Here is a 22,689-nt window from a genome sequence, read left to right on the forward strand (position 1 = left end):
CCTACGTTCGGGTTTTTCTCACTGGAGCGAGCGTCCGGTTCCGATGTAAGCGCTTGCTTAGGTGGAGCAGCATGCATCGATGATCAGCTCTACTTCCGCAGGACATCGCGCGCTTCGTCGTGGCCGGCGCTCGCTTGAAAATTGCTGCTATCTACTCACCGTTACAACCTGTCAGCGGCGACGTGTGTTCGACGATTTTCAGCTGGCTGCGTTGGCTTGCCGTGCGTTCATCGCCGCGCTACCGGAAGATGCCACGTTGCTTGCTTGGGTGCTGATGCCGGACCATGTCCACTGGCTGTTGCAGTTGGGAGATGTCACGCCACTGGCGCGTACTGTGTCATGCATGAAGGCAGCAAGTACGCGTGCGGTCAACAGGCAACGGGAATTGCCTAGCGCGGTTTGGGCACGCGCCTACCACGACCGCGCCTTGCGCAAGGACGACGATCTGCGCATCGTGGCTCGCTACCTTATCGCCAATCCGCTGCGCGCCGGAATGGTTGAACGGGTCGGCGATTACCCATTTTGGGACGCAATCTGGTTGCCGTAGGAGCGCGCCCGCGCGCGATTGGGCATCGCCGGGAAAGCCTCATCGCGCGCGAGCGCGCTCCTACGCAAGTAAAACGCCGCTTCGCAGCAAGCGACATCACTGCGCACTGTCTTCTTGATGCGATGCGCGCGACACGCAAGGGTCATTTTTAAGGGCTACGGTGGCGTGCTTTCTCATCGGCGCGGCGTGTTGCTGCGCGACTTACGGGATTCCATGCAGCGCTCCGATTCGTACCGTGTGCACCTGTCCGTTCTCGCCGTGGCCATCGCGGCCTGTTCGCCTGCCTCGCAGGCATCCGCCAACGAGCGCGCGGCGATTGCAGTCGACGCCTCGTCTCAGACGTCTTCTGCGGCGATGGCCACGGCCAGGAGCGCATCGGCAAGGGCAGTTACAGCGACAACCGAGAATGGCGAGGCAACCACGTCCGGCGCGGGGATTGCGGACGCAATGCGAGGTTCTTCGGTGTCAGCCGATGCCTCTGCGGATTCCAGAGACCCTGCATCGTCTTCATCGATACAAGAGGATGCAACCAACACCGACAGACCGCCCACCACCGCATCAGGCGTTCAAACCCTCGATGCAATGCAGGTCACCGGCGTGCGCCGGGCCAATGCGGCGGCGGTGGAGAGCAAGCGTGCGGCGACCAACATCACCGATGTGATCAGCGCCACCGACGTACGCGCCTTGCCCGACAGCACCATCGTCGAAGCGTTGCGCCGCGTGCCTGGCTTGTCAGTGTTGCCGGCCACCGACAACGAGCATCCCCGCGATGAAGCCGCCACGCCGGTATTGCGTGGCCTGGGGCCGTCGTACAACAACGTCACCATTGACGGGCTGACCATCGCCTCGCCCGGTACGCCGAATGGGACGCTCGGTTCGATCACCCGCGGCGTGCGTCTGGATTTGCTGCCCGCCTCGATGGTCAGCGAGTTGCAGGTGGTCAAGACGTTCACCCCCGACCTGGATCCCAATGCCACTGGCGGTGCAATCAACCTCAAGACCCGCAGCGCATTCGAAAACGGCGGCAAGCCGTTCTTCAGCGCCGAAGCCGCACTTGGCCACGCCAACGACGTGGGCAAGCCACGCGATCAGGACGAGCTGGGCTACCGGTTGAATGCCACCGGCAGCCGCACCTTTGGCAGCGAGCAGCAATATGGGCTCACGGTGTCGGCCAACTACCAGACGCTCAGCAGCTATACCGAGACCCATATGACCACCGACACGGTGCATTACGGGTTCTACGACAACAACGGCATGCTGCAGACCGGCGCCAATCTCGGCAATGGCTGGGCAGTGCCGCAGCAGGACAAGTATTGGTACGTGCAAAACCAGCGCGACCGCTACGGCGTCACCGGCAAGTTCGAGATGCGACCCAGTGCCGCGCTCGAAGCGTATGCGATGGCCGGCTACTACTATTTCAAGGACGACATGGAGCGCAACGAGGTCATCATCGACCCGCGCAACCGCAACCAGGTGTTCAATCAGACTGCCACCTCCGGCAGTTATCCGGGTGGCGACATCGAGGTGGGTTACTCGAACCAGATCGTCACCACGCGCACCAAGGTCGCGCAGTTGGGCACCATCTGGCGGCCCACCGATCGGCAGCAGTTTTCCGCGCGCGGTGCGTGGTCGGATGCGACCTACGACGAGCCGATCCGCATGATCAAGTACGCCACCGGCATCACCCGTGCCGCGCCGGTGCCGGTGGGCCAGACCGGCAGTGGCGTGACCCTCAATGCCACGCCCAATTACGCATTCAACTACGACACCTCCGGGTTCGATCAGCGGTTTGGCGTGTCGCCGCAGGCCTACAACAATCTGGACAACTACAGCCTGTCGTACTGGCGGCCGGACTATAAACGCACCGCCGCCGATCGCATTCTCACCGGTCGGCTCGATTACGGCTTCAATCAAGGGGAAAGCGATCAGGGCGTCGGTTTCGCGGCGGGCGTGTCGTACACCACCGACAAGCCGTCCTACGATATCTTTCGTGTCGAGTATCAGCCCAACACGACAGCGCCCGCGTTCGGCCTGGCCGATGTGGTCGGCACCGGCAGGGCGCCAATGCGCTACGCCGGTTTGAACCTGCTGAGCATCGACCCGAACAAGGCCAATCGCATGCTGGCCGCCACGCCGTTGAGCGCGTTCAATAGTACCGACCAGCAGGCCTTCAGCAATCAGGACAACTTCACCCATACCGAAAAAACCTTCGGCAGCTACGGACTGGTGAGTTATCGCAGCGACCGGCTCAATGTGCAGGCCGGTGTACACCTGGACAGCACCAGGCTCGACACCGTCGGTCGTCAGCGGCAGCTGGACACCGCCACCAACCGTTATGTGTATGTCGAAAATCCCACCAGCGCGGATTACGACCATCTGCTGCCGTCGGCCATCATGACCTACCACCTGACCGATACCCTGGACCTGCGCGCCGGTGCCAGCCGGACGCTGGGCCGGCCGCCATACGACGCGTATGCCGCACGTACCTCGATCGGCTTCGTCAACACGACCGACGCCGGCAACCCCAACGCACAAGGCGTCACCGTCACCATCGGCAATCCGGAGATCAAGCCGCGCGTGTCCAACAACCTGGATCTGTCGCTGGAATGGCGCCTGCCCGGTGATTTTGATGCGTTCGCCTCTGCGGCGGTGTTCGACAAGCGCATCCAGGACGAGATCTTTACGCTCTCGCGCACCGACAGTTTCACTTTCGATGGCACCACTTACGCGAATGCGTTGCTCAGCACGCCGGCCAATGCTGCCAAGGCGCGTATCCGCGGTGTGGAGCTCAACGGCATCGTCAATACGCTGGCGCCCATCGCGCCGTGGTTGAGTGGTGTCGGTTTCAGCGCCAATGTCGCGGTGCTCGATGGCAGCCTGGATGTGCCTTACAGCATTGGCAGCGGCAGCAGCCTGACCCAACGCGAGCGCAAACTCGACAATCTGGTCGGTCAGCCGGACTACACCGCCAATGCCACGCTGTTCTACAACACCGGCGGGCTGGAGTTGCGTGCGGCCTACAACCGGCAAGGCAAGGCATTGCGGTCCATCGTCAGCAACATCGATTGGCAGGACCTGTACTGGTCGCCGCGCTCGCAGCTGGATTTCACTGCCACCTATGCGATCAGCAAGCAATTGAGCCTGTTCGGCCAGGTCAGCAACATCACCCACAGCCGTATCACCAGCGTGACCGGCCCGGGGCAGAACCTGCTCAAGGACAGTTATTCGGTGCCCACCACCTACTGGGTGGGTCTGCGGTTTACGCCGGCGTTGTAAGCGCGGTCAGTCTGTGTTGGCAACGTTGTAGAGCTGTGCCATCCCGCCGGAGTGCTGCCATCCAGAAGCGCATCACTACAACCTACACACTTCATCCGCATCTGCATCTACAGCGTCGAGCACACCACGCGGCAATGCATCTGCGCCGCACACTGGTTTTGCAAGTCACCTGATTGGAGTTGTTCGAATGACCTCACGTTCCATTGCCATCCTCGCCGCCTTGCTGTGCGCTGCCGTGGTCACCACAGCGAGCGCAGCGCCTGCGGACGTCGCCGCGATCCAGGCACGCCTGGCCAACCCGCAAGGCGGCATCGTGGTGGTGGCGCACCGCGGCTGTCATGCCGCCGCACCACAGCACGGCTTCACGGATACCGCACCGGAGAACTCGCTCGCGGCACTGGAGCGCTGCATCGCAATCGGGGCCGATGTGATGGAAACCGATGTGCGGCGCGCGGCCGATGGCACGCTGGTGATGCTGCACGATGCCACCGTGGACCGCACCACCGATGGCACCGGCAAGCTGTCCGAGCTCACGCTGAGCGACCTGCAAAAACTGCGCCTGCGCAGCGATGAAGGTGGCGCACAGGCACCGCTCACCGACCAGCGCGTGGTAACGCTCGACCAGATGCTTGCCAAGGCCAGAGGGCACATCCTGCTCAACCTGGACGTCAAGGATGCGATCTATGTGCAAGTGATCGACGCGGTCGCGCGCGCCGGCATGCAGCATCAGGTGATCGTCAAGGCCGAAGCCGGCATCGCCACGCCACCGCTGGCGGCGATGGTGCCGTTCAATACCGTGTACTTCTTCCCGATCCTGATCAATGCACACGGCAATGCCGACCTGGCCGCCATTGCCACCGCGCAGACCCGCAATGCGCGTCCGATGGCGTTCGAGTTGCCCAAGATGGCCGCCGCGCAATTACCGGCATTGGTGGCGGTGAGCAAGGCACGCAACGTGCGGCTGATGGTCAATTCGCTGTGGGATGGCTTTATCGCCGGCTATGGTGGCGACGCCGATGCCGAGCGCAACCCGGACAAGGTGTGGGGCCGGATGTACCGCGATGGCGTGTCAATCATCCAGACCGATGCACCGGAAGCCTTGCTGCGCTATCGCGCCAGCTTGGAAAAGCGCTGAGCGGAAGCGACCAGGCGGCCGTCCCGCGCGGCGGCAACCAGGTGTAGCACGGCGCGCTGTGCATCAAACAACGCACGTCACGTCAACCGAACTGTATTTATAGGCATTGCCATTGCCTGCCGGCAATGCGTGCTGCTACCGATGGGCACCGACCACGCCCTTCGGTGTGAGTGGCCTGATCGTTGCAGGCACTTCATGCGGCGGCCACGGATAAGATCAGACGGTTGATCGCAAGGATATCCACCTGTCGCTCAGGGTTTGCGCCTGGCCTTTGGGCCAGTAGCTTGTCCGGCTGTCGTGCAGCTGATCGCGCCAAGACGCCGGGCCCGGGCCGCATAGCAGTGGCCGAAACGCATTTTGCCCTGCATGCTCTGCGCGATGGATGAACAGCCGCAGGCACAAACAGGGATGGATCGGACGCAGGCGCACCCGCAAGCGCCGAACCATCAGGCTCGCGACGGGCGCCGCTGGCTGCGGTGGCTGCGCTTGAGTGCGGCTGCCCTGCTGAGCGCCCTGCTGCTGCTGGACCTGGCCTTCCCGTTGCCGCTGCCTAAGTCGCGCGACACCTCCACCCTGGTGGTTGCGCGCGACGGCACGCCGTTACGTGCGTTTGCCGACCGCAATGGCGTGTGGCGCTATCCGGCCACGCCGCAGAGCGTGTCGCCACTGTATCTGCAGGCATTGCTCAATTACGAAGACCGCTGGTTCTGGCGCCATCCCGGCGTCAATCCGTGGGGTCTGCTGCGTGCCGGCGGGCAGTGGATCGGGCAGGGCCGCATCGTGTCCGGCGGCTCCACGCTGACCATGCAGGTGGCGCGCATTCTGGACCCGCACACGCGCACGCCATGGGGCAAGGCCAAGCAGCTGTTGCGCGCATTGCAGCTGGAAGCGCACCTGAGCAAGCGCGAGATTCTCAACCTGTACCTGGAACGCGCGCCCTACGGCGGCACCATCGAAGGCGTGGAAGCGGCCAGCTGGGCGTACCTGGGTAAATCGGCGAAAGCGTTGTCACAGGCCGAAGCCGCGTTGCTGGCGGTGCTGCCGCAATCGCCCAGCCGGCTGCGCCCGGACCGTCACCCGGAAGCGGCGCAACGGGCGCGCGACAAGGTGCTCGATCGCATGGTGGAGCTGGGCGTGTGGTCGCGCGCGCAGGTGGACGATGCGCGCATCGAGCCGGTGGTCACGCGCTCGCTCAAGCCGCCGTTGCATGCAGCCCTGCTTGCCCAGCGCCTGCACAGCGCGCAACCGCGCGCGGCGCGCATCGTGACCACGCTGGATGTGGAACTGCAGCGCACGCTGGAAGAGCGCGTGGCCACGTATTTTTCGCAGCTGCCCGAGCGCACTTCTGCAGCCTTGCTGGTGGTGGACAACGCCAGCATGGAAGCGCGCGCCTATGTCGGCTCGGCCAGCTTCGGCGATCGTCAGCGGCTGGGGCATGTGGACATGGTGCAGGCCTGGCGCTCGCCCGGCTCCACGCTCAAGCCGTTCCTGTACGGCATGGCGCTGGACGATGGCCTGATCCACTCGGAGAGCCTGCTGGTAGACGCGCCGCAGAGCTTTGGCGACTACCGGCCGGGCAACTTCGATGCAGCCTTCAATGGCCCGGTGAGCGCAGCCACTGCATTGCGCTTGTCGCTGAACGTGCCGGCAGTGGATCTGCTCGATCGCATCGGCCCGGCGCGCTTTGCCGCGCGATTGGGCAATGCCGGCATCGCCCTACATTTCCCGCGGGGCAGTACGCCGTCGCTGGCCGTGATCCTGGGCGGCACCGGCGCGCAATTGCAGGAACTGGTGGGCGCATTCGCCGCGCTCAATCGCGGCGGCATCGCCGGGCGTGTGCGCTATACGCCGGGCGATGCGCGCGTCGAGCGCCGCCTGATGTCGCCGGGCGCGGCCTGGATCGTGTGCGAGATCCTGCAGAGCAATCCGCGCCCTGGCTACGGCAGCGGCACCTTCGATACCGCAGCGCGTCCGGGCGTGGCGTGGAAGACCGGTACCAGCTATGGCTACCGCGATGCCTGGGCCATCGGTGGCACGCGGCGTTACACCGTGGGCGTGTGGGTGGGGCGGCCGGATGGCACGCCGTTGCCCGGCCAATACGGCGCGGTGACTGCGTTGCCATTGATGTTCGAAGTCATCGATGCCTTGCCGCGCAGTGCCGGCGACAGTGCGCCGCTGCCGATGCCGGCCACGGTGCAGCCCGTGCAGATCTGCTGGCCGCTGGGTGGTGCTGCCGACCAGACGCCACCGCCCTTGTGCGCGCGCCGTGCCGACGCCTACGCGCTCGACGGCGCGGTGCCACCCACCTTTGCCGAGCGCGATGCACGCCTGTGGCAAAGCGGGCAGCTGCAGTTCGAGGTGGACGCGCGCAGCGGCCTGCGCCTGTCACAGGAATGCACCCAGCCGCACGCGCGTGCGGCGCGTGCATTGGCGCGCTGGCCGGCACTGGTGTCGCCCTGGCTCAGCGCCGCAGAACGTCACGCCGCGCAACTGCCGCCACTGGCGCCGGACTGCCTGCCGGACGGGCGCATGACCGGCGGCGGTGTGCTGCGGATCGACGGCCTGACCGACCGCGCCACCCTGGCGCGCGCCAACGACACCGCACGTCCGGTGCGCCTGCAGCTGCGCGCACTGGGCAGCGAGGCGCGCATCGACTGGCTGCTGGACGGTCGCTGGATCGCGCAGACCAGCGGGCGCCAGGCATTCCAGCGCGACTTTGCCGAGACAGGTGCGCACACGCTGACCGCCATGGCCAGCGACGGCGCCTGGACGCAACTGCGGTTTCGCGTATTGCGCTGAGCGCCGCACCAGCGTGTTCGATTGCCAGCTGACATATAGGAGCGCCTGGGCGCGATAGGCGTTTCCGGGGAAGGCCCGTCGCGCCCAAGGACGCTCCTACGAGAGGCGGTGGCTATCGCGATTCTGCTGCATCGTTCGCTGATGACGTCTGCGCAACGTGTGTGGCACCGGATTCGTCCGTATCGCTGTTTCGGGGGTAGCCCGGCCAACCCGATGTAGGAGCGCCCTTGGGCGCGATGGGCGTTACCGGGAAGGCCCGTCGCGCCCGAGGGCGCTCCTACGAGAAGCGGTAGCTATTGCAATTCTGCTGCATCGTTCTTTGATGACGTCTGCGCAACGTGCGCGGCACCCGATTCGTGCGTATCGCTGTTTCGGGGGTAGCGCGGCCAACCCGATGTAGGAGCGCCCTGGGCGCGATGGGCGTTACTGGGAAGGCCCGTCGCGCCCAAGGGCGCTCCTACCAGAAGCGGTGGCATCGAGCTTGCGACTTGCTGACGCGGTCGCGTTATCGTGCGGCATGTGCCGTAAACAGACAGGGCGCACGCGGCGCCCTGTCTGTTTCTTCATCGTTGTCGTGGTGTCCACGTCATGCCGATGCAGTCATCCGGCATGACGTAGCGCAACGCGGTTGCAGGCACGTGCAAATGATCGACATTGCCCGCGCGCCTAATGCATGCGGTGCGCAGCACCACACCGATCACCTCATTCGCCAATCCAGCCTTCCAGCAGGTCGGCGAACTCGTCGGCATGCTCTTCTTCCTGGGCCAGGATGCTTTCCAGGATGCGCTTGGTGGTGGTGTCCTTGTCGCCGATGAAATCGATCATCTCGCGGTAGCTGTCGATGGCGATGCGTTCGGCGATCAGGTTTTCCTTGACCATGTCGCGCAGGTCGGTGCCTTCCTTGTATTCGGCGTGCGAACGCTTGGTCAGCGTATCCGGGTTGAGGTCCGGTTCGCCGCCCAATTGCACGATGCGCTCGGCAATCTTGTGCGCGTGCGCCTGTTCCTGCTGCGCGTGCTCCAGGAATTCGCCCTTGACCGCATCGGCCAACATGCCCTTGGCCATGAAGTAATGGCGGTAGTAGCGCAAGGTGCACACGTATTCGGTGGCGAGCGCGGTGTTGAGCAACGCGATCACCTTTTCGCGATTGGCATGGTAGCTCTCGGTGATGGCGCCATCTTCGATGCTCTGGCGTGCGCGGGCGCGCAGGGTGGCGGTATCGGTGATACCGGCGGGGGTGGTGCTGGCTGGCTGATCAGACATGGCTGGCCGTTTTCCTTCTGAGTGGACGGGGGACTTACGCTTCAATCGGGCAGGTGCTGCAGCACGTAATCGGTTGCAGACACCTTGAATTCGCCGGGCTCTTCGACGAACAAGGCCTTGACCACGCCGTCGTCGGCATACAACGCGTAGCGACGCGAACGCAGGCCCATGCCCGAGCCGCTCGCGTCGATTTCCAGGCCCAGTGCGCGGGCAAGTTCGGCATTGCCGTCGGGCAGCAGATGCAGGCCGTCGGGTAGCAACTGGCTGCGGCCCCAGGCCTGCATCACGAACGGGTCGTTGACGGCGGTGCACAGGACCTCGATACCGCGTTTGCGGAACGCTTCGAAGTGCTCCACGTAGCCCGGCAGGTGCTTGGCCGAACAGGTCGGCGTGAATGCGCCCGGCACCGCGAACAGCAGCACCTTGCGGCCGGCAAACAAGGTATGGGTGTCGACCGCCTCGATGCCTTCGCGCATGCGCTTGAGCACCACTTCGGGAATGCTGTCACCAACGGCGATGGTCATGGGGCTGTGCTCCTGTGGCTGAACGAATTCTAGAAAAGGGCAGGGGAAAGGCGCGTCAACGCGCTTGAAATCCGCAGCGCGACGCCTATCTGACGCACATGGCCGGTGCGGTGCGCGCATGCCGCCGCTGCCGGCCCCTTACCCAACCTTTTGGAGGCTCGCAATGAACATCGTTCGTTACCCCCAGTGGCCCACCCACGCCCTGCAAAACGAGATCAAGCATGTGTTCGACCGCTTCTTCGAACAGAACGGCGACACCGACGAATCGGCGGTGGTGACCGCGCAGTGGGTGCCGCGTGTGGACATCAAGGAAGAGGCCAATCACTTCGTGCTGTATGCCGACCTGCCGGGGATCGACCCCAGCCAGATCGAGGTGCAGATGGACAAGGGCATCCTGTCGATCAAGGGCGAGCGCAAGGGCGAGTCCAGCACCGAGACCGAGCGCTTCTCGCGTATCGAGCGCCGCTACGGCAGCTTCCACCGCCGCTTCGCGCTGCCCGATAGCGCCGATGCCGACGGCATCACCGCAGCCGGGCATAACGGTGTGCTGGAAATCCGCATTCCCAAGCGTCCGGCGGCCACCCCGCGTCGCATTCAGGTGGGCAACGGGCAGGACACCAGTGGCAGCACCGTGCAGTAAGCGCGCGCAGCGGTTGCGCTGAGGGAGTTGCCAGGTGAGTCGCCGGTTTGGTCTGAGCGCCGGTGCGCCCAGCCTTCGGCCCTCCGGCGACCACCGTCCGTGCAGGTGGCGCACCGCTGCGAGGCAACGGACCCTGGAGCGATGTCACCTGACTTCGCTCCCCGGCGACGACCGCGCCGTAGAATAGGCGCGGTCGCCCGCCCGGCTGCGAAGAGATCGGCCAGCAACCCCGTTGCGTGACCGTCATGCGGGTGCGGCTGGTGTTGCAGTGGCGGGTACGGCATGTACCCGGCACGTTTCGCCAGCTGCGCCATCCATGGCTGTCCTACGGGAATGCCCGCCCTCGAACTGGCTCGTGGCCTCGGCTGCGGGCCGTTTTTTTTCCAGAGGTGATTAGATGGAATTCAAGGATTACTACGCAACGCTGGGCGTGGAGCCCAGCGCGGGCGATGCGGAAATCAAGACCGCCTATCGCCGGTTGGCGCGCAAGTACCACCCCGACGTCAGCAAGGAAGCCGGCGCCGAGGACAAGTTCAAGGCGATCAACGAAGCCTACGAGGCATTGCGCGACCCGGCCAAGCGCAAGGCCTACGATCAGTTGAAGGCGCAGGGGTATCGCCCGGGCGACGAGTTCCAGGCCCCGCCCAGCTATGGTGGCGGGCAGGGCTTCGACTATGAAGAGGTGTTCGGCAACGGCGGCGCCGGCGGCGGTTTCAGCGATTTCTTCGAGAGCCTGTTTGCCGGCCAGCGCGGCGGCCGTCCACGCGGCCCGGGCGGTAGTGCCGGCGCAGGTGCCGGCCCACAGACGCGCGGCGACACCCGCGCCAAACTCGCGGTACCGCTGGAAGCGGTGCACTCGGGTGACAGCGTGCGCATCACCATCAACGGCAAGCAGCTGGACGTGCGCGTGCCCAAGGGCGTGCAGCCGGGTCAGGTGATCCGCCTGAGCGGGCAGGGCAACGGCGGCGGCAACCTGCTGCTGGAGATCGAGTACGCCGCGCACCCGCAGTTCGAGGTGGACGGGCGCAACATTCTGTACACCCTGCAGGTCATGCCCTGGCAGGCAGCGCTGGGCACCACCATCAGCGTGCCCACCCTGGGCGGCTCGGTGGAACTGAAGGTGCCCGCCGACTCGGATGCTGGCCGCAAGCTGCGCCTGCGCGGCCGCGGCCTGCCGGGCACGACCCCGGGTGACCAGATCGTGGAGCTGGAGATCCTGGCCCCGGCTCCCACCGACGACGCGCAGAAGAAGGCGTACCGTAATCTCGCCAAGGCATTTGGCGAGACGGTGTGAGTGAGCTGATCAGCGCCTGCTAGAAGAGCCCCTCTCCCCTCGGGAGAGGGGTTGGGGTGAGGGTACGTAGGTCAGCAATGTGGCAGTCGCCCTCGAACTGCGCCATCGAGCCGCAGCCGTACCCTCATCCGGCGCTGCGCGCCACCTTCTCCCGGTGGGAGAAGGGAGAAGCCCCTCTCCCCTCGGGAGAGGGGTTGGGGTGAGGGTACGGTAGGTCGGCAATGCGGCAGTCGACCTCGACCTGCGCCGTCGAATTGCAGCCGTGCCCTCCTCCGGCGCTGCGCGCCACCTTCTCCCGGTGGGAGAAGCGTGCACGTCCCTCTCCTCGTGGGGAGAAAAAGGAATAAGTCCCTCTCCTTGCGGGAGAGGGGTTGGGGTGAGGGTACGGTAGGTCAGCAATGCGGCAGTCGCCCTCGACCTGCGCCGTCGAATCGCGGCCGTACCCTCATCCGGCGCTGCGCGCCACCTTCTCCCCCATGCAGGAGGGCAATGTCCCGATGGGAGAAGGGGATCAGCGTCGCTGTCCGTTGATTGCTGCGTTGAATCCAACCGTGGCTTGGCCGACGTAATACTCCAGCAGTCGCCTACGAAGAACGACTGCGCGTCAGTCCATCGCATGTCGCAACCTTCGCCAACCACCAACCACCAACCACCAACCTGGCCCAGCTATCGAAAGCGCAGCCGGCGCACTACACTCGCCGCGCACACTAGGGGAAACACATGGCACGCATTTTGATCGTCGACGACTCGCCGTCGCAGCTGCTGGGGATTCAGCGCATCGTCGAGAAGCTCGGGCACGAGACCATCACCGCCACCGATGGCGCCGCCGGCGTGGAAGCGGCCAAGGAGTCGCTGCCGGATCTGGTGCTGATGGACGTGGTCATGCCCAACCTCAACGGCTTCCAGGCCACGCGCACGCTCAAGCGCGAGCCCACCACCCAGCATATCCCGGTGATCCTGGTGACCACCAAGGACCAGGACACCGACCGCATGTGGGGCATGCGCCAGGGCGCCCGCGCCTACATCACCAAGCCGTTTTCCGAAGACGAACTGCTGGAAGTGATGGAGCGCGTGTTCAACCAGAAGGACGAATCGCCGACGGCATGATCGCGGTGGGGTGCCGCGCCGCGTGTTCAGCACCTGCGGCCGTTGCCGCACTACCGTGGCGTCCGGCGCCGCAGTTGCCGGCAGTGTCGGTCGCGGCTCCACATCACCCAGCCAGGCAAGGCTGCCGCCGGGCAAGGCAGGGCAGGTCAGCGCTGCGCGTCCGTCCTCGCGCATGCCCGGTGAGAACGGCAGGTACTTGTGCTGGTCATCCATCAACAGGGCACCGGCGCGCCAGCGGGGTCCCTCGTCCCCCGCACATGCCATGCTGCACAGCAATGGGCCCTAATCCACCCAGCGGCTAAATCGCCGATGCACCGAACCGGGTCTTTCAAAACGGCCGGTCTGCCCCATCTAGTAGAATCGGCGAATCAAACAACACGGCGGCACTGCGGGACTGGCCCGCACAGCCCCTCGATCATGGAGCGTGCATGGCCTGGAACACACCCGGCAACAAGGGCGGAGACGGCCCGGATCCCAACCGTCGCAGGTCCTGGGGCCCGCGCGGTGGTGGCAACGGTGGCGGTTGGGGCAATCTGCCCGCCCCGCTGAAAGAGCTGTTCGACGGGGGTGTCGGGCGCTGGATCCTGGTCGCGGTGGTGCTGATGGTGCTGTTCTCCAGCTTCCAGCTCATCGGCGAGCAGCAGCGTGGCGTGGTGCTGCGCTTCGGCCAGTTCTCGCGCATCCTGCAGCCCGGCCCCAACTTCAAGCTGCCCTGGCCGATCGAGTCGGTGCGCAAGGTCAATGCCACCGAGATCAAGACCTTCAGCAACCAGGTGCCGGTGCTGACCCGCGACGAGAACATCGTCAACGTCTCGCTCAACGTGCAGTACCAGATCAGCGACCCGCGCAAATACCTGTTCGGCTCGCGCAATGCCGACCTGGTGCTGGAGCAGGCCGCGCAAAGCGCCGTGCGTGAGCAGGTGGGCCGCTCGGATCTCAATACCGTGCTCAACAATCGCGGCCCGCTGGCGATCGCCTCCAAGGACCGCTTGCAGGCGGCGCTGGATGCCTACAACACCGGCCTGGCCGTCACCGGCGTGACCCTGCCCGACGCGCGCCCGCCGGAAGAAGTGAAGCCGGCCTTCGACGAGGTCAACGGTGCCCAGCAGGTGCGCGAGCGCCTGATCAACGAAGCCCAGGCGTATGCCGCCAAGGTGGTGCCGGAAGCGCGCGGCCAGGGTGCACGCACCCGCACCGGTGCAGAAGGCTACAAGCAGGCAGTGATCTCCAAGGCCGAGGGCGACGCCGACCGCTTCACCCTGCTGCAGGAGCAGTACGCCGGCGCGCCCGAAGTCACGCGCAAGCGCCTGTGGCTGGAAACCGTGCAGAAGGTGCTCTCGGAGAACCGCAAGGTGATTGGCAGCGATGGCCGCCAGGTCATCTACGTGCCGCTGCCGGCCGATGCCAACAAGGCGTCCGCGACCAGCGGCAATACCGGCAACAGCGGCATGCCGTCGATGGTGCCGCAGGACGTGCTGTTGAATCCGCCGCAAAGCTCCAGCAGCGAGGCCATCCGCAACCCGGAGCGCGGGCCGCGCCCGACCGGCCGTGAGGGAACCGAATAATGAAGAATTCGCTAGTCATCGGCCTGATCGTCGCCGTGTTGCTGACCCTGATGGGCTCGGTGTTCGTGGTGCGCGAAGACCAGACGGCCATGGTGCTCAACCTGGGCCGTGTGGTGCGCGCCGACCTCAAGCCCGGCCTGCACTTCAAGATCCCGGTGGTGGAATCGGTACGCGTGTTCGATCGCCGCTTCCAGGTGCTGGATACCGCCCCGGCGCGCTATTTCACCGCCGAGCAGAAAGACGTGAGCGTGGACTTCTTCGCCATCGGCTACATCTCCGATGTGCGGGCGTTCTATCGCGCTACCGGTGGTGAGGAGTCGGTGGCCAACTCGCGTCTGGCCCCGATCATCACCGATTCGCTGCGTAACCAGATCAACTCGCGCACCCTGCAGCAGTTGGTCTCCGGCGACCGCAGCGAATTGATCGCCAGCCAGCTCAAGGGCATCAATGGCGCCATCAAGGGCCTGGGGATGCAGATCACCGACCTGCGCATCAAGCAGATCGACCTGCCGACCGACAGCCAGGTGATCACCGACGTCTACGAGCGCATGCGCGCCCAGCGCAAGCAGGAAGCCAGCAAGTTGCGCGCAGAAGGCGAAGAGCAGGCCCTGACCATCCGTGCACAGGCCGATCGCGAAAGCACGATCATCAAGGCCGATGCCGAGCGCGATGCCCAGAAACTGCGCGGCGAAGGCGATGCCGACGCGGCCCGCATCTATGGCCAAGCCGGCGCAAAGGACCCCTCGTTCTACGCCTTCTACCGCAGCCTGGAGGCGTACCGCGAGTCCATGACCGACGGCAACGGCGTGGTCGTGCTCGACAAGAACGACCCATTCCTGCAGTACCTCAAGAGCGATCGGTGATCGTTCTGCCTTGAAACAAAAACGCCCGCGTAACGCGGGCGTTTTTGCATATGCCTGTCACTGCCGCGCAGGCAGACGCGCCCCCACCGTAGGAGCGCACCCGGGCGCGACCGCTTTACCGGCAATGCCCGTCGCGCCCAGGTGCGCTCCTACGGTGTGGCGTGTCGGGCTGCCGAACCGGGCACACTGCAGCTCCCCACGTTGTCCTGGTGTGCTGATGCACGAGTTCCTGTCCGCGTTATGCCTGATCGCCGTCATCGAAGGTCTGCTGCTGTTCGCCGCGCCCGCCGCCTGGAAGCGGATGGTCGAGCAGCTGTTCAGCCTGCCCACGGCCCAACTGCGTGCCATCGGCGGTGTGACCTTGGTGCTGGGCGCGATCGCGCTGTGGATCGTGCGCCACTGAGTGGGTGGTCCGTTCCGACCGAAATGGGCAGCGTAGGAGCGCGCCTGGGCGCGACAGGCGTTACCGGTAAAGCAGTCGCGCCCGGGTGCGCTCCTACGACCCGCGATGGGGGTTTGGGATTGCTAGGGGCCGGCAGCGCCCGGCGCACCGCGCAACCGATGGCCAGCGGCAATCCGGCCAGCCCTCGATCCGCCGTTCGCCGGGGGTAGTGCACGCCACCGGAAACCCGGATAATGCACAAAAGCCGGCCGGGCACGCTCCACGCAGAGCACCCCGTTCGGCTTTTTCCGTGTCAGGGCTGGTCGCCGCTGCAACGCTCCCCGATGGAGCCGCGCGCACGGTGGCGCCGCCAACCCGAACCGGTCCCATCCCGCGGCCCCGATGGCTGCAGCAAAACTCAGGAGTTCACCCGTCATGGGTCAATCAGTTGTCGTGCTCGGTGCCCAGTGGGGCGATGAAGGCAAAGGCAAGATCGTCGATCTGCTCACCGAAGAGATCGGTGCAGTCGTCCGCTTCCAGGGCGGCCACAACGCCGGCCATACCCTGGTCATCAACGGCAAGAAGACCGTCTTGCATCTGATTCCGTCCGGCATCCTGCGCGACGACGCGCTGTGCCTGATCGGCAATGGCGTGGTGATCTCCCCGGCCGCGCTGATCAAGGAAATCAGCGAGCTGGAAGGCGCCGGCGTGGAAGTGCGCTCGCGCCTGAAGATCTCTCCGGCTGCGCCGCTGATCATGCCGTACCACATTGCCCTGGACCAGGCGCGCGAGAAGGCCGCCGGCGGCAAGGCCATCGGCACCACCGGCCGCGGCATCGGCCCGGCGTATGAAGACAAGGTGGCGCGTCGCGGTATCCGCATCGCCGACCTGCATTACCCGCCGCAGCTGGAAGAGCTGCTGCGCACCGCGCTGGATTACCACAACTTCGTACTGACCAAGTACCTGGGCGTGGAAGCGGTCGATTTCCAGAAGACCTTCGACGAGGCGCTGGCCTTCGGCGACTATGTGCAGCCGATGAAGTCCGACGTGGCCGGCATCCTGCACGACCTGCGCAAGCAGGGTAAGCGCGTGCTGTTCGAAGGCGCGCAGGGTGCGTTGCTGGATATCGACCACGGCACCTACCCGTACGTCACCAGCTCCAACACCACCGTGGGCGGCGCACTGGCCGGCACCGGCGTGGGCGCTGATGCCATCGACTACGTGCTTGGTATCGCCAAGGCCTACGCCACGCGCGTGGGCGGCGGCCCGTTCCCGACCGAGCTGGACGACGAAGTGGGCCAGGGCATCCGCGACCGCGGCGCCGAGTACGGCGCGTCCACCGGCCGCCCGCGTCGTTGCGGCTGGATGGACATCGTCGCGCTCAAGCGTGCGGTGGCCATCAACGGCATCTCGGGCCTGTGCATCACCAAGCTCGACGTGCTCGACGGCATGGAAAAGCTCAAGGTCTGCATTGCCTACGAATACCGCGGCAAGCGCACCGAATATGCCCCGCTGGACGCGCAGGGCTGGGAAGAGTGCACCCCCGTGTACCTGGAGTTCCCGGGCTGGACCGAAAACACCCACGGCATCACCGAGTGGGACAAGCTGCCGGTGGCCGCACGCGCCTACCTGCGCGCGCTGGAAGAACTGGCCGGCTGCCCGATCTCGATCGTCTCCACCGGCCCGGACCGCGACCACACGATGGTGCTGCAGGACCCGTTCGCCTGATCGGTTGATCTCGCGTTGTCATACCCAACGGCCCGGCTTGTCCGGGCCGTTGGCGTTTGAGGATCAGGCGCGGTCGCTTCCGGGCGGGCCGGCAACCGCATGCGGTGTGACGACACGATGGTGTGACACACCTGTGCTACATTCGCGCGTACGAAATGCACACGCTTGAGGGTTTCATGAGCACCACAACCATCCGTCTTCCAGACGAACTCAAGATGCGCGTTGCTGCGGCGGCGAAGCAGGGCGGCACGACCGCACATAATTTCATTCTGGAAGCGATCGCCGAAAAGGCGGAGTCGGTCGAACGTCGTGCCGATTTCGATGCGGTTGCCGAACAGCGTTATGCCGGCATCGTGGCGTCTGGGAAGACCATCGCCTGGGACGACATGCGTGGCTATCTGGAAAAGCGCATGGCCGGAGAGCCGGCAAAGCGTCCCACGGCCCGCAAATTAGCCCGGTAGCATGGCGCGTATCGAACTGGCACCGGAGGTTGCACAGGATCTTGAGCGGATCTTCGACCACCTCCAGCGCCATGAAGCCGCACATGTCGCAGCACGCCTGCACGAGATCATCGCGGCAATCGATGTGCTGGCAACCAATCCGCTGATCGGCCGGCCGGCTGGTGGCGACAAACGCGAACTGGTGATCGGTCGCGGCACGCATGGCTATCTGGCGCTGTACTGCTATGTCGCGCAGATCGACACGGTGTTTGTGCTGGCCGTTCGCTCGCAACGTGAGGCGGGCTTTGCGGGGCTGTGATGTTCGCAGTTGCCTCATTGCCGTAGCCCGGCGTCCCTGTTATTCGATGCACTGCCACTTGACCCGCGCAAGCCGGTGCTGGAGATCGTCGCGCGCGACGCCGACGTTGCCAACCGGTATCGCCGGCACGCCATTGCCCAGAAGCCGCCGCAATGCCTTGCCACCCGCCTAGCGCCGTTATCCCATGCGCATCGACGCACCCTCACGTTGCCGGTTGTCCGTTTCCTGCTGCTGGCGCTGCGCCAACGCCTGCTGGCGGTCGGCACTGGCCACTTCCAGCTGCTGCAGCGACTGCTCCACCGGCGTCTGCACGGCCACATCGGTCGGCATATGGGCGCGCAGGTGCGCCGGGTTGTTCAACTCGCCCTGCACCACAAACACGTGGCGGCCGGCCGGGCTGTCGGCGGTGTGTTGGCTCAGCAGCACATGGTCGGCCCGGTCCAGGTTGTTCTGGCGGGCGAGGGTCATCACGCTGGCGATGAGGCGCTCGCTGCTCTCGTCCGGCGTGCGCCCGGCGTGCGCATCGATCGCGCTGACACCCGCGCGCACCTGCTGCAGCAGTGCGTAGTTCCGGTGATCAGGGCCGATATCGGTCAGTTTGGTGGGCGCCTGCATCTGATCGGGCAGGCTGTCCGTCGATGCAGTGAACGGGCTGCGGGTGATGGAGCGGTACGGGTCGTCTTCGTGGAACTGTGTGGCTTTCTGCTGCCGCTCCAGGCGCACGGCGCGGGCATCGTCGAGTTCGGCGATACGCCCGGCATTGGTTTCTTCGCGCATGGAAAGATGCCCGCCGCCTGCGCTGACGTTCACCCACTTCTGTTCTTTTTCGAAGTACATCGCATAGAAGCTGTTGCTGCCGACCACATTGGGGTCGACGGCGGAGCGGCCCTCCAGCATCTGGATCGCCTCGGTGGTGCCCAGCTTTGCCAGATACTCGCTACCGGCTGCCAGGCCCATCTGCGCAAAGGTCTCATAGCCCGTGTTGCTGATGCGGGTGGCGCCGGCATACTCGTTGTCGAGCATGTTGGTCCAGATCTGTTCCAGCTTCTGGGGGCCGCTTTTTTCAAGGGCTGCCTGCAGGAGGACGCGTGGGGTCCAGCAGTTGGGGTCGAGCTCATGGTCTAGGAAGGCTTGGTCGTGTGCCAGCATGACGGAGGCCCCGGGCAGGTTCAGCGCCAGATCCGGACGATCTTGACGGAACCAGATTTGCCGAAGTTCAAGATCCTTCTTGAGCAGTGTCTGTCCAAACTCCTCCCACTGTCGCTCGCTCAAGTCCGCATTGGCAAAACGAGAGCCAGTATCGTGCTGTGTCCTGGCATAGTCTTGCGCATAACTGTTGGCCACTTGGCCGGGCAAGCTGTCGTTGCGCACCACGCCAAGCGCCAGCGTGCCGTAGCCGTCCGCACCGTCAAGCTGCGAAAGATAGTTCCAGTACAACTCGCGATTGCCTTTATCCGCATAGTTGGCAAGGATTTTGAAATCTTGTCCAGTCAATCCGCTCATATTTAATTCCCTGTCAGTAGACCGATCACCTGACTTTGGTGCGTGCAAGTACTTCTCTTACTGCATCTTCCATGCGTTTCCAGTCCTTCAAAAATGCACGCTTGTAGTTGAGACTGATGGAAAGTTTGTTCTCGATATCGGAGAAATAGTGGACGCAACTTGCAGCGACGGCACCTTTTTCATGGACTACTTCAGCTCCCTCCAGCCGAACGCCATCTCCTCGGAATTTTGTGCTGTCGCACTTGATGAATGTGGCTAAATTGCCGCTGGAGTCGCGCGCGACGTACCAGTCGTCCTCAAACGCAGGGTTGCGTGTTGGAGGCTTGCCATAGTGGGCCTCGTACGCTTTAACGTAAATCGCCATCTTTTCCTCATCGATGGCATAAGGCGTCAATCCGAGTGTTTCAGGTTGTGCAATACGCAGATCGAGTCTGTCGACCGGATCACCCCGTTCGACCGAATCAGGCTCGGTAAGGGCTTCGTTAGACGAATAACGTGTCAGCAATCCTTCGATGGGGACACGGTCAACATAATTCATCGAGGCATGGATCTCCTTGCGGAAATCATTTGTACGCGGGTTGGCCCGCGCACCGGGCGGGGTGGGCGTCATATCCGGCCACTCGATGACCAGCGTCACCACCTCGCTGGACCATGGCGCAATCTGGCTGTCCAGGTAGTTGGCGGGGATGCGGAAGGTGTTAGGCCCCAGCTTTACGTCAACCGGAGCGTCCGAATAGGTGTGCCCGTTGATGGTGCGGCCTGTGGTGACGTTGTCTGGCATGGGGGAAGTCCTTTTGTATTCGGGTGATGGCGTCCGTGCACAGGCACTGCCGGTCACAGCGACGGCGAGTGCAAGGGCCAGGCACCGGCCGGATGACATCATGTGCATTGGTCAATCCATTGCAGGGTTCGCCGCGAACTATAGGCAAATCACGATCAACGCGACAGCAAGAGCCCAGACAGCCAGTACCTGTGCAATACGCCGCAAGAGATCGGAATGCGATCACGCGCTGTGGGTAGGAGATGCGCGTGGACACAAGGTTGGCGGTGCAACGGCAGCTCGTCATGCGTATTGACGGAGGGCGTTTGCGGCCATCCGTCGCACAACCTGGCGAGTTGCATTGCCATCAATGCAAACGTCGCCGCCTCATGCTCCAAACGCACCATCGATCGTATGCATCGCCCCGGTGACAAAGCCCGCTTCCGGGCCCGCCAGCCAGGCCACCATGCCGGCCACTTCCTCGGCGCGACCGTGGCGCTTGATCGCCATGAAGCTGTGCATCAGGTCTTTCATCGGACCGTTTTCCGGGTTGGCGTCGGTATCGATCGGGCCGGGTTGCACCACGTTGATGGTGATGCCGCGTGGCCCGAAATCGCGTGCCAGTCCCCGCGCCAGCCCTTGCAGCGCGGATTTGCTCAGCGCGTAAGAGGCCATGCCGGGCAGCGGCATGCGGTCGCCGTTGACCGAGCCGATCACGATGATCCGCCCGCCAGGTGGCATCTGCCGCGCGGCCTCCACGGCGGCGTGGTAGGGCGCGTGCACGTTGATGCGGAACAGCCGGTCCACTGCGTCCGGATCCTGGTCCAGCGCATCGCCGAACAAGGCGATGCCGGAGTTGACCACCAGCACATCCAGCGGCCCACTGCGGCGCACCGTGTCGATGACCGCATCGCGATCGGCGCTGTCTGCCAGCACCGCGGTGCTGCCGGTTTCGCCGGCCAGGCGCTGCGCCGCCTCGGCAGAACCGGCATAGGTAAACGTCACCCGCGCGCCCTCGGCCACGAAGCGCCGCACGATGGCGGCCCCAATGCCCCGGCTGCCACCGAGTACCAGTACCGACTTGTCTTTGAATGCTGACATGCATCACCTCGCAATTAATGTAGCGAGTAATACATAATGGTTTTCGCCTGCCGTCAAGGATTTTGTAACAATGACTACGGAAATCTCCCGGGCCCGCGGCCGGCCACGCGCGTTCGACCCGGACCAAGCGGTCGCCACTGCGCAGCAGCTGTTCCATGCGCGCGGCTACGACGCACTGAGCGTGGCCGACCTCACCCAGGCACTGGGCATCAACCCGCCCAGTTTCTACGCCGCCTTCGGCAGCAAGGCCGGCCTGTATGCGCGCATCCTCGACCGCTATGCGCAGACCGGGGCCATCCCGTTGCCGCAGATTCTGGACGCCAACCGCCCGCTGGCCGACGCCTTGGCCGATGTACTGGAGCACGCCGCCCGCTGCTACGCCGCAGACCCCGCCGCCACCGGCTGCCTGGTGCTGGAAGGCACGCGCAGCAACGACGCGCAGGCGCGCGAGGCGGCCTGCGGTTTTCATGTCGCCGCCCAGGAGTTGATCCGCTCCCACATCGCCAAGCAGTGCCCGCACGACGCAGACCGGCTGGCGGATTTCGTCAGCACCACCATGGCCGGGCTGTCCGCCAGCGCGCGGCATGGGCAGAGCCTGGAGCGTCTGCTGGCGAGTGCGCGGTTGGCAGGGGAGGGGATTCGGGCGGCGTTGCGTGGGTAGGGCAGGTCGCGCGAGGTTGCAGGCGCAGGGGCGTTATCTGGTGGACCCACCTGCGGGCCAGCAGGTCCATTGGCGGACTAGTCAGCGCGCCGGTGGAGTAGCCGCTTCAAGGTTGCAAGAGCTCGACGCACACCCACTGGCGCGGACTTAAAGTCGATGAGCGGGGACTGCTTGCAAAAACCGCAAATTGGCTGGATATTCCATATTCCGGAATATGGAATAAGGCGGGCTCGGCTGTGGAACTGAAGCCCCAGGATCTGGTGGTGCTGTATAAGCAGGTCGCCCAGGCGGGCCAGGTCTGGACGTATGCATCCCTTGGAGAAGCGCTGGGCATGAGCCCGTCTCAGGTGCATCGCAGCGTCAAGCGCGCGGTGGCATCCGGCTTGGCGCTGGAAAAAGGCCGCGGCGAGTGGGAGACGGTGCGCACGGCGCTGCACGAGTTTGCTGTCCACGGCGTGCGTTACGCCTTTCCTGCCGTCATCGGGCCGCTAAGGCGTGGCATTCCTACGGCCTTCGGCGTGCCCCCACTGTCCATTGCCATTTCCAGCTCCCCAGGGGATGCACCGGTATGGCCAAGCGCGCAGGGCACGGCCAAAGGCCCCAGCTTGTCGCCGTTGTCGGCCGGTGTGCCCAACGCTGCGCTGGCCGACCCTGCCTTGCACCAACTGCTGGCGCTACAGGACGCCCTACGCAGCGGGCGTGCCCGCGAGCGCACGCTGGCAGCAAGCTATCTCAAACAATTGCTGAGGCTTGGCGATGCGCTCTGACGATCCTAACTACCG

The 22,689-nt window shown here is 64.7% G+C and carries 20 protein-coding genes; 15 read left to right on the forward strand and 5 right to left on the reverse strand.

What is annotated here, in order from left to right; genetic code table 11:
• The first annotated feature begins 79 nt into the window (after positions 1–79).
• The 4 genes from ACCQ10_RS05920 to pbpC all read left to right on the forward strand — a co-directional run bounded on the left by ACCQ10_RS05920 (position 80) and on the right by pbpC (position 7,757).
• Entirely contained in the window at positions 80–547 is a 468-nt protein-coding gene (locus tag ACCQ10_RS05920; RefSeq protein ID WP_372362480.1) for an REP-associated tyrosine transposase, read from the forward strand.
• Positions 548–994: 447 nt separating this feature from the next.
• Positions 995–3,823 (forward strand): TonB-dependent receptor, encoded by a 2,829-nt coding sequence (locus ACCQ10_RS05925; RefSeq protein ID WP_372362481.1) that lies wholly within the window; start codon positions 995–997, stop codon positions 3,821–3,823.
• A 187-nt stretch (positions 3,824–4,010) separates the two neighbouring features.
• Entirely contained in the window at positions 4,011–4,958 is a 948-nt protein-coding gene (locus ACCQ10_RS05930; protein ID WP_372362482.1) for a glycerophosphodiester phosphodiesterase family protein, read from the forward strand.
• Positions 4,959–5,336: 378 nt separating this feature from the next.
• Positions 5,337–7,757 carry a penicillin-binding protein 1C gene (pbpC, locus tag ACCQ10_RS05935; RefSeq protein WP_372362483.1) on the forward strand — a complete coding sequence of 807 codons (2,421 nt, stop codon included), beginning with the start codon at positions 5,337–5,339 and terminating at the stop codon, positions 7,755–7,757.
• A gap of 702 nt (positions 7,758–8,459) precedes the next feature.
• On the opposite strand, the gene ACCQ10_RS05940 is transcribed toward pbpC, so the two are convergent.
• A complete protein-coding gene (locus tag ACCQ10_RS05940) occupies positions 8,460–9,020 on the reverse strand; it encodes a ferritin-like domain-containing protein (RefSeq protein WP_372362484.1) in 561 nt (186 codons plus the stop codon).
• Between the two features lie 41 nt (positions 9,021–9,061).
• On the reverse strand, positions 9,062–9,544 hold the full coding sequence (locus tag ACCQ10_RS05945) for a peroxiredoxin (RefSeq protein ID WP_372362485.1): 483 nt from the start codon (positions 9,542–9,544) through the stop codon (positions 9,062–9,064).
• A 163-nt stretch (positions 9,545–9,707) separates the two neighbouring features.
• Here ACCQ10_RS05945 and ACCQ10_RS05950 point away from each other — a divergent pair, with 163 nt between their 5' ends.
• The 9 genes from ACCQ10_RS05950 (at position 9,708) to ACCQ10_RS05990 (ending at position 17,882) form a co-directional block, all read left to right on the forward strand.
• A complete protein-coding gene (locus ACCQ10_RS05950; RefSeq protein WP_047695446.1) occupies positions 9,708–10,184 on the forward strand; it encodes an Hsp20/alpha crystallin family protein in 477 nt (158 codons plus the stop codon).
• A gap of 397 nt (positions 10,185–10,581) precedes the next feature.
• A complete protein-coding gene (locus ACCQ10_RS05955; protein ID WP_372362486.1) occupies positions 10,582–11,478 on the forward strand; it encodes a DnaJ C-terminal domain-containing protein in 897 nt (298 codons plus the stop codon).
• A gap of 720 nt (positions 11,479–12,198) precedes the next feature.
• Positions 12,199–12,585, forward strand: coding sequence for a twitching motility response regulator PilH (gene pilH / locus ACCQ10_RS05960; RefSeq protein WP_039407238.1), 387 nt, complete (start codon positions 12,199–12,201; stop codon positions 12,583–12,585).
• A gap of 428 nt (positions 12,586–13,013) precedes the next feature.
• Positions 13,014–14,150, forward strand: coding sequence for an FtsH protease activity modulator HflK (gene hflK, locus ACCQ10_RS05965; protein WP_372362487.1), 1,137 nt, complete (start codon positions 13,014–13,016; stop codon positions 14,148–14,150).
• Positions 14,150–15,013 (forward strand): protease modulator HflC, encoded by an 864-nt coding sequence (hflC, locus tag ACCQ10_RS05970; protein ID WP_047695448.1) that lies wholly within the window; start codon positions 14,150–14,152, stop codon positions 15,011–15,013. Before hflK ends, hflC begins: the two co-directional genes overlap by 1 nt.
• A gap of 217 nt (positions 15,014–15,230) precedes the next feature.
• Positions 15,231–15,416: a DUF2065 domain-containing protein gene (locus ACCQ10_RS05975; RefSeq protein WP_039407247.1), complete on the forward strand. Its 186-nt coding sequence runs from the start codon at positions 15,231–15,233 to the stop codon at positions 15,414–15,416.
• Positions 15,417–15,830: 414 nt separating this feature from the next.
• Positions 15,831–17,123, forward strand: a complete 1,293-nt coding sequence (locus ACCQ10_RS05980; RefSeq protein WP_024938603.1) for an adenylosuccinate synthase — start codon at positions 15,831–15,833, stop codon at positions 17,121–17,123.
• A gap of 176 nt (positions 17,124–17,299) precedes the next feature.
• Positions 17,300–17,584: a YlcI/YnfO family protein gene (locus tag ACCQ10_RS05985; protein ID WP_104581120.1), complete on the forward strand. Its 285-nt coding sequence runs from the start codon at positions 17,300–17,302 to the stop codon at positions 17,582–17,584.
• Between the two features lies 1 nt (position 17,585).
• Complete coding sequence (locus tag ACCQ10_RS05990) at positions 17,586–17,882, forward strand: type II toxin-antitoxin system RelE/ParE family toxin (protein WP_372362488.1); 297 nt, start codon at positions 17,586–17,588, stop codon at positions 17,880–17,882.
• Positions 17,883–18,059: 177 nt separating this feature from the next.
• Here ACCQ10_RS05990 and ACCQ10_RS05995 read toward each other — a convergent pair whose 3' ends face one another.
• The 3 genes from ACCQ10_RS05995 to bdcA form a co-directional block, all read right to left on the reverse strand.
• Positions 18,060–19,385: a Smlt3024 family type IV secretion system effector gene (locus tag ACCQ10_RS05995; protein ID WP_372363063.1), complete on the reverse strand. Its 1,326-nt coding sequence runs from the start codon at positions 19,383–19,385 to the stop codon at positions 18,060–18,062.
• A 25-nt stretch (positions 19,386–19,410) separates the two neighbouring features.
• Positions 19,411–20,274: a Smlt3025 familytype IV secretion system inhibitor gene (locus tag ACCQ10_RS06000; RefSeq protein ID WP_372362489.1), complete on the reverse strand. Its 864-nt coding sequence runs from the start codon at positions 20,272–20,274 to the stop codon at positions 19,411–19,413.
• A 258-nt stretch (positions 20,275–20,532) separates the two neighbouring features.
• On the reverse strand, positions 20,533–21,246 hold the full coding sequence (gene bdcA, locus ACCQ10_RS06005; protein ID WP_372362490.1) for an SDR family oxidoreductase: 714 nt from the start codon (positions 21,244–21,246) through the stop codon (positions 20,533–20,535).
• Between the two features lie 70 nt (positions 21,247–21,316).
• Between bdcA and ACCQ10_RS06010 the strand changes: the two genes are divergently transcribed.
• Together ACCQ10_RS06010 and ACCQ10_RS06015 are read left to right on the forward strand one after the other, a co-directional pair.
• The gene (locus tag ACCQ10_RS06010) at positions 21,317–21,907 is read left to right on the forward strand and encodes a TetR/AcrR family transcriptional regulator (RefSeq protein WP_372362491.1); all 591 of its coding nucleotides are present in this window, start codon (positions 21,317–21,319) and stop codon (positions 21,905–21,907) included.
• Between the two features lie 236 nt (positions 21,908–22,143).
• Positions 22,144–22,674 carry a MarR family transcriptional regulator gene (locus ACCQ10_RS06015; RefSeq protein ID WP_372362492.1) on the forward strand — a complete coding sequence of 177 codons (531 nt, stop codon included), beginning with the start codon at positions 22,144–22,146 and terminating at the stop codon, positions 22,672–22,674.
• Positions 22,675–22,689 lie beyond the last annotated feature (15 nt).

The sequence above is a fragment of the Xanthomonas sp. NCPPB 1325 genome (genome assembly GCF_041477645.2).
Lineage (GTDB): Bacteria > Pseudomonadota > Gammaproteobacteria > Xanthomonadales > Xanthomonadaceae > Xanthomonas > Xanthomonas cannabis.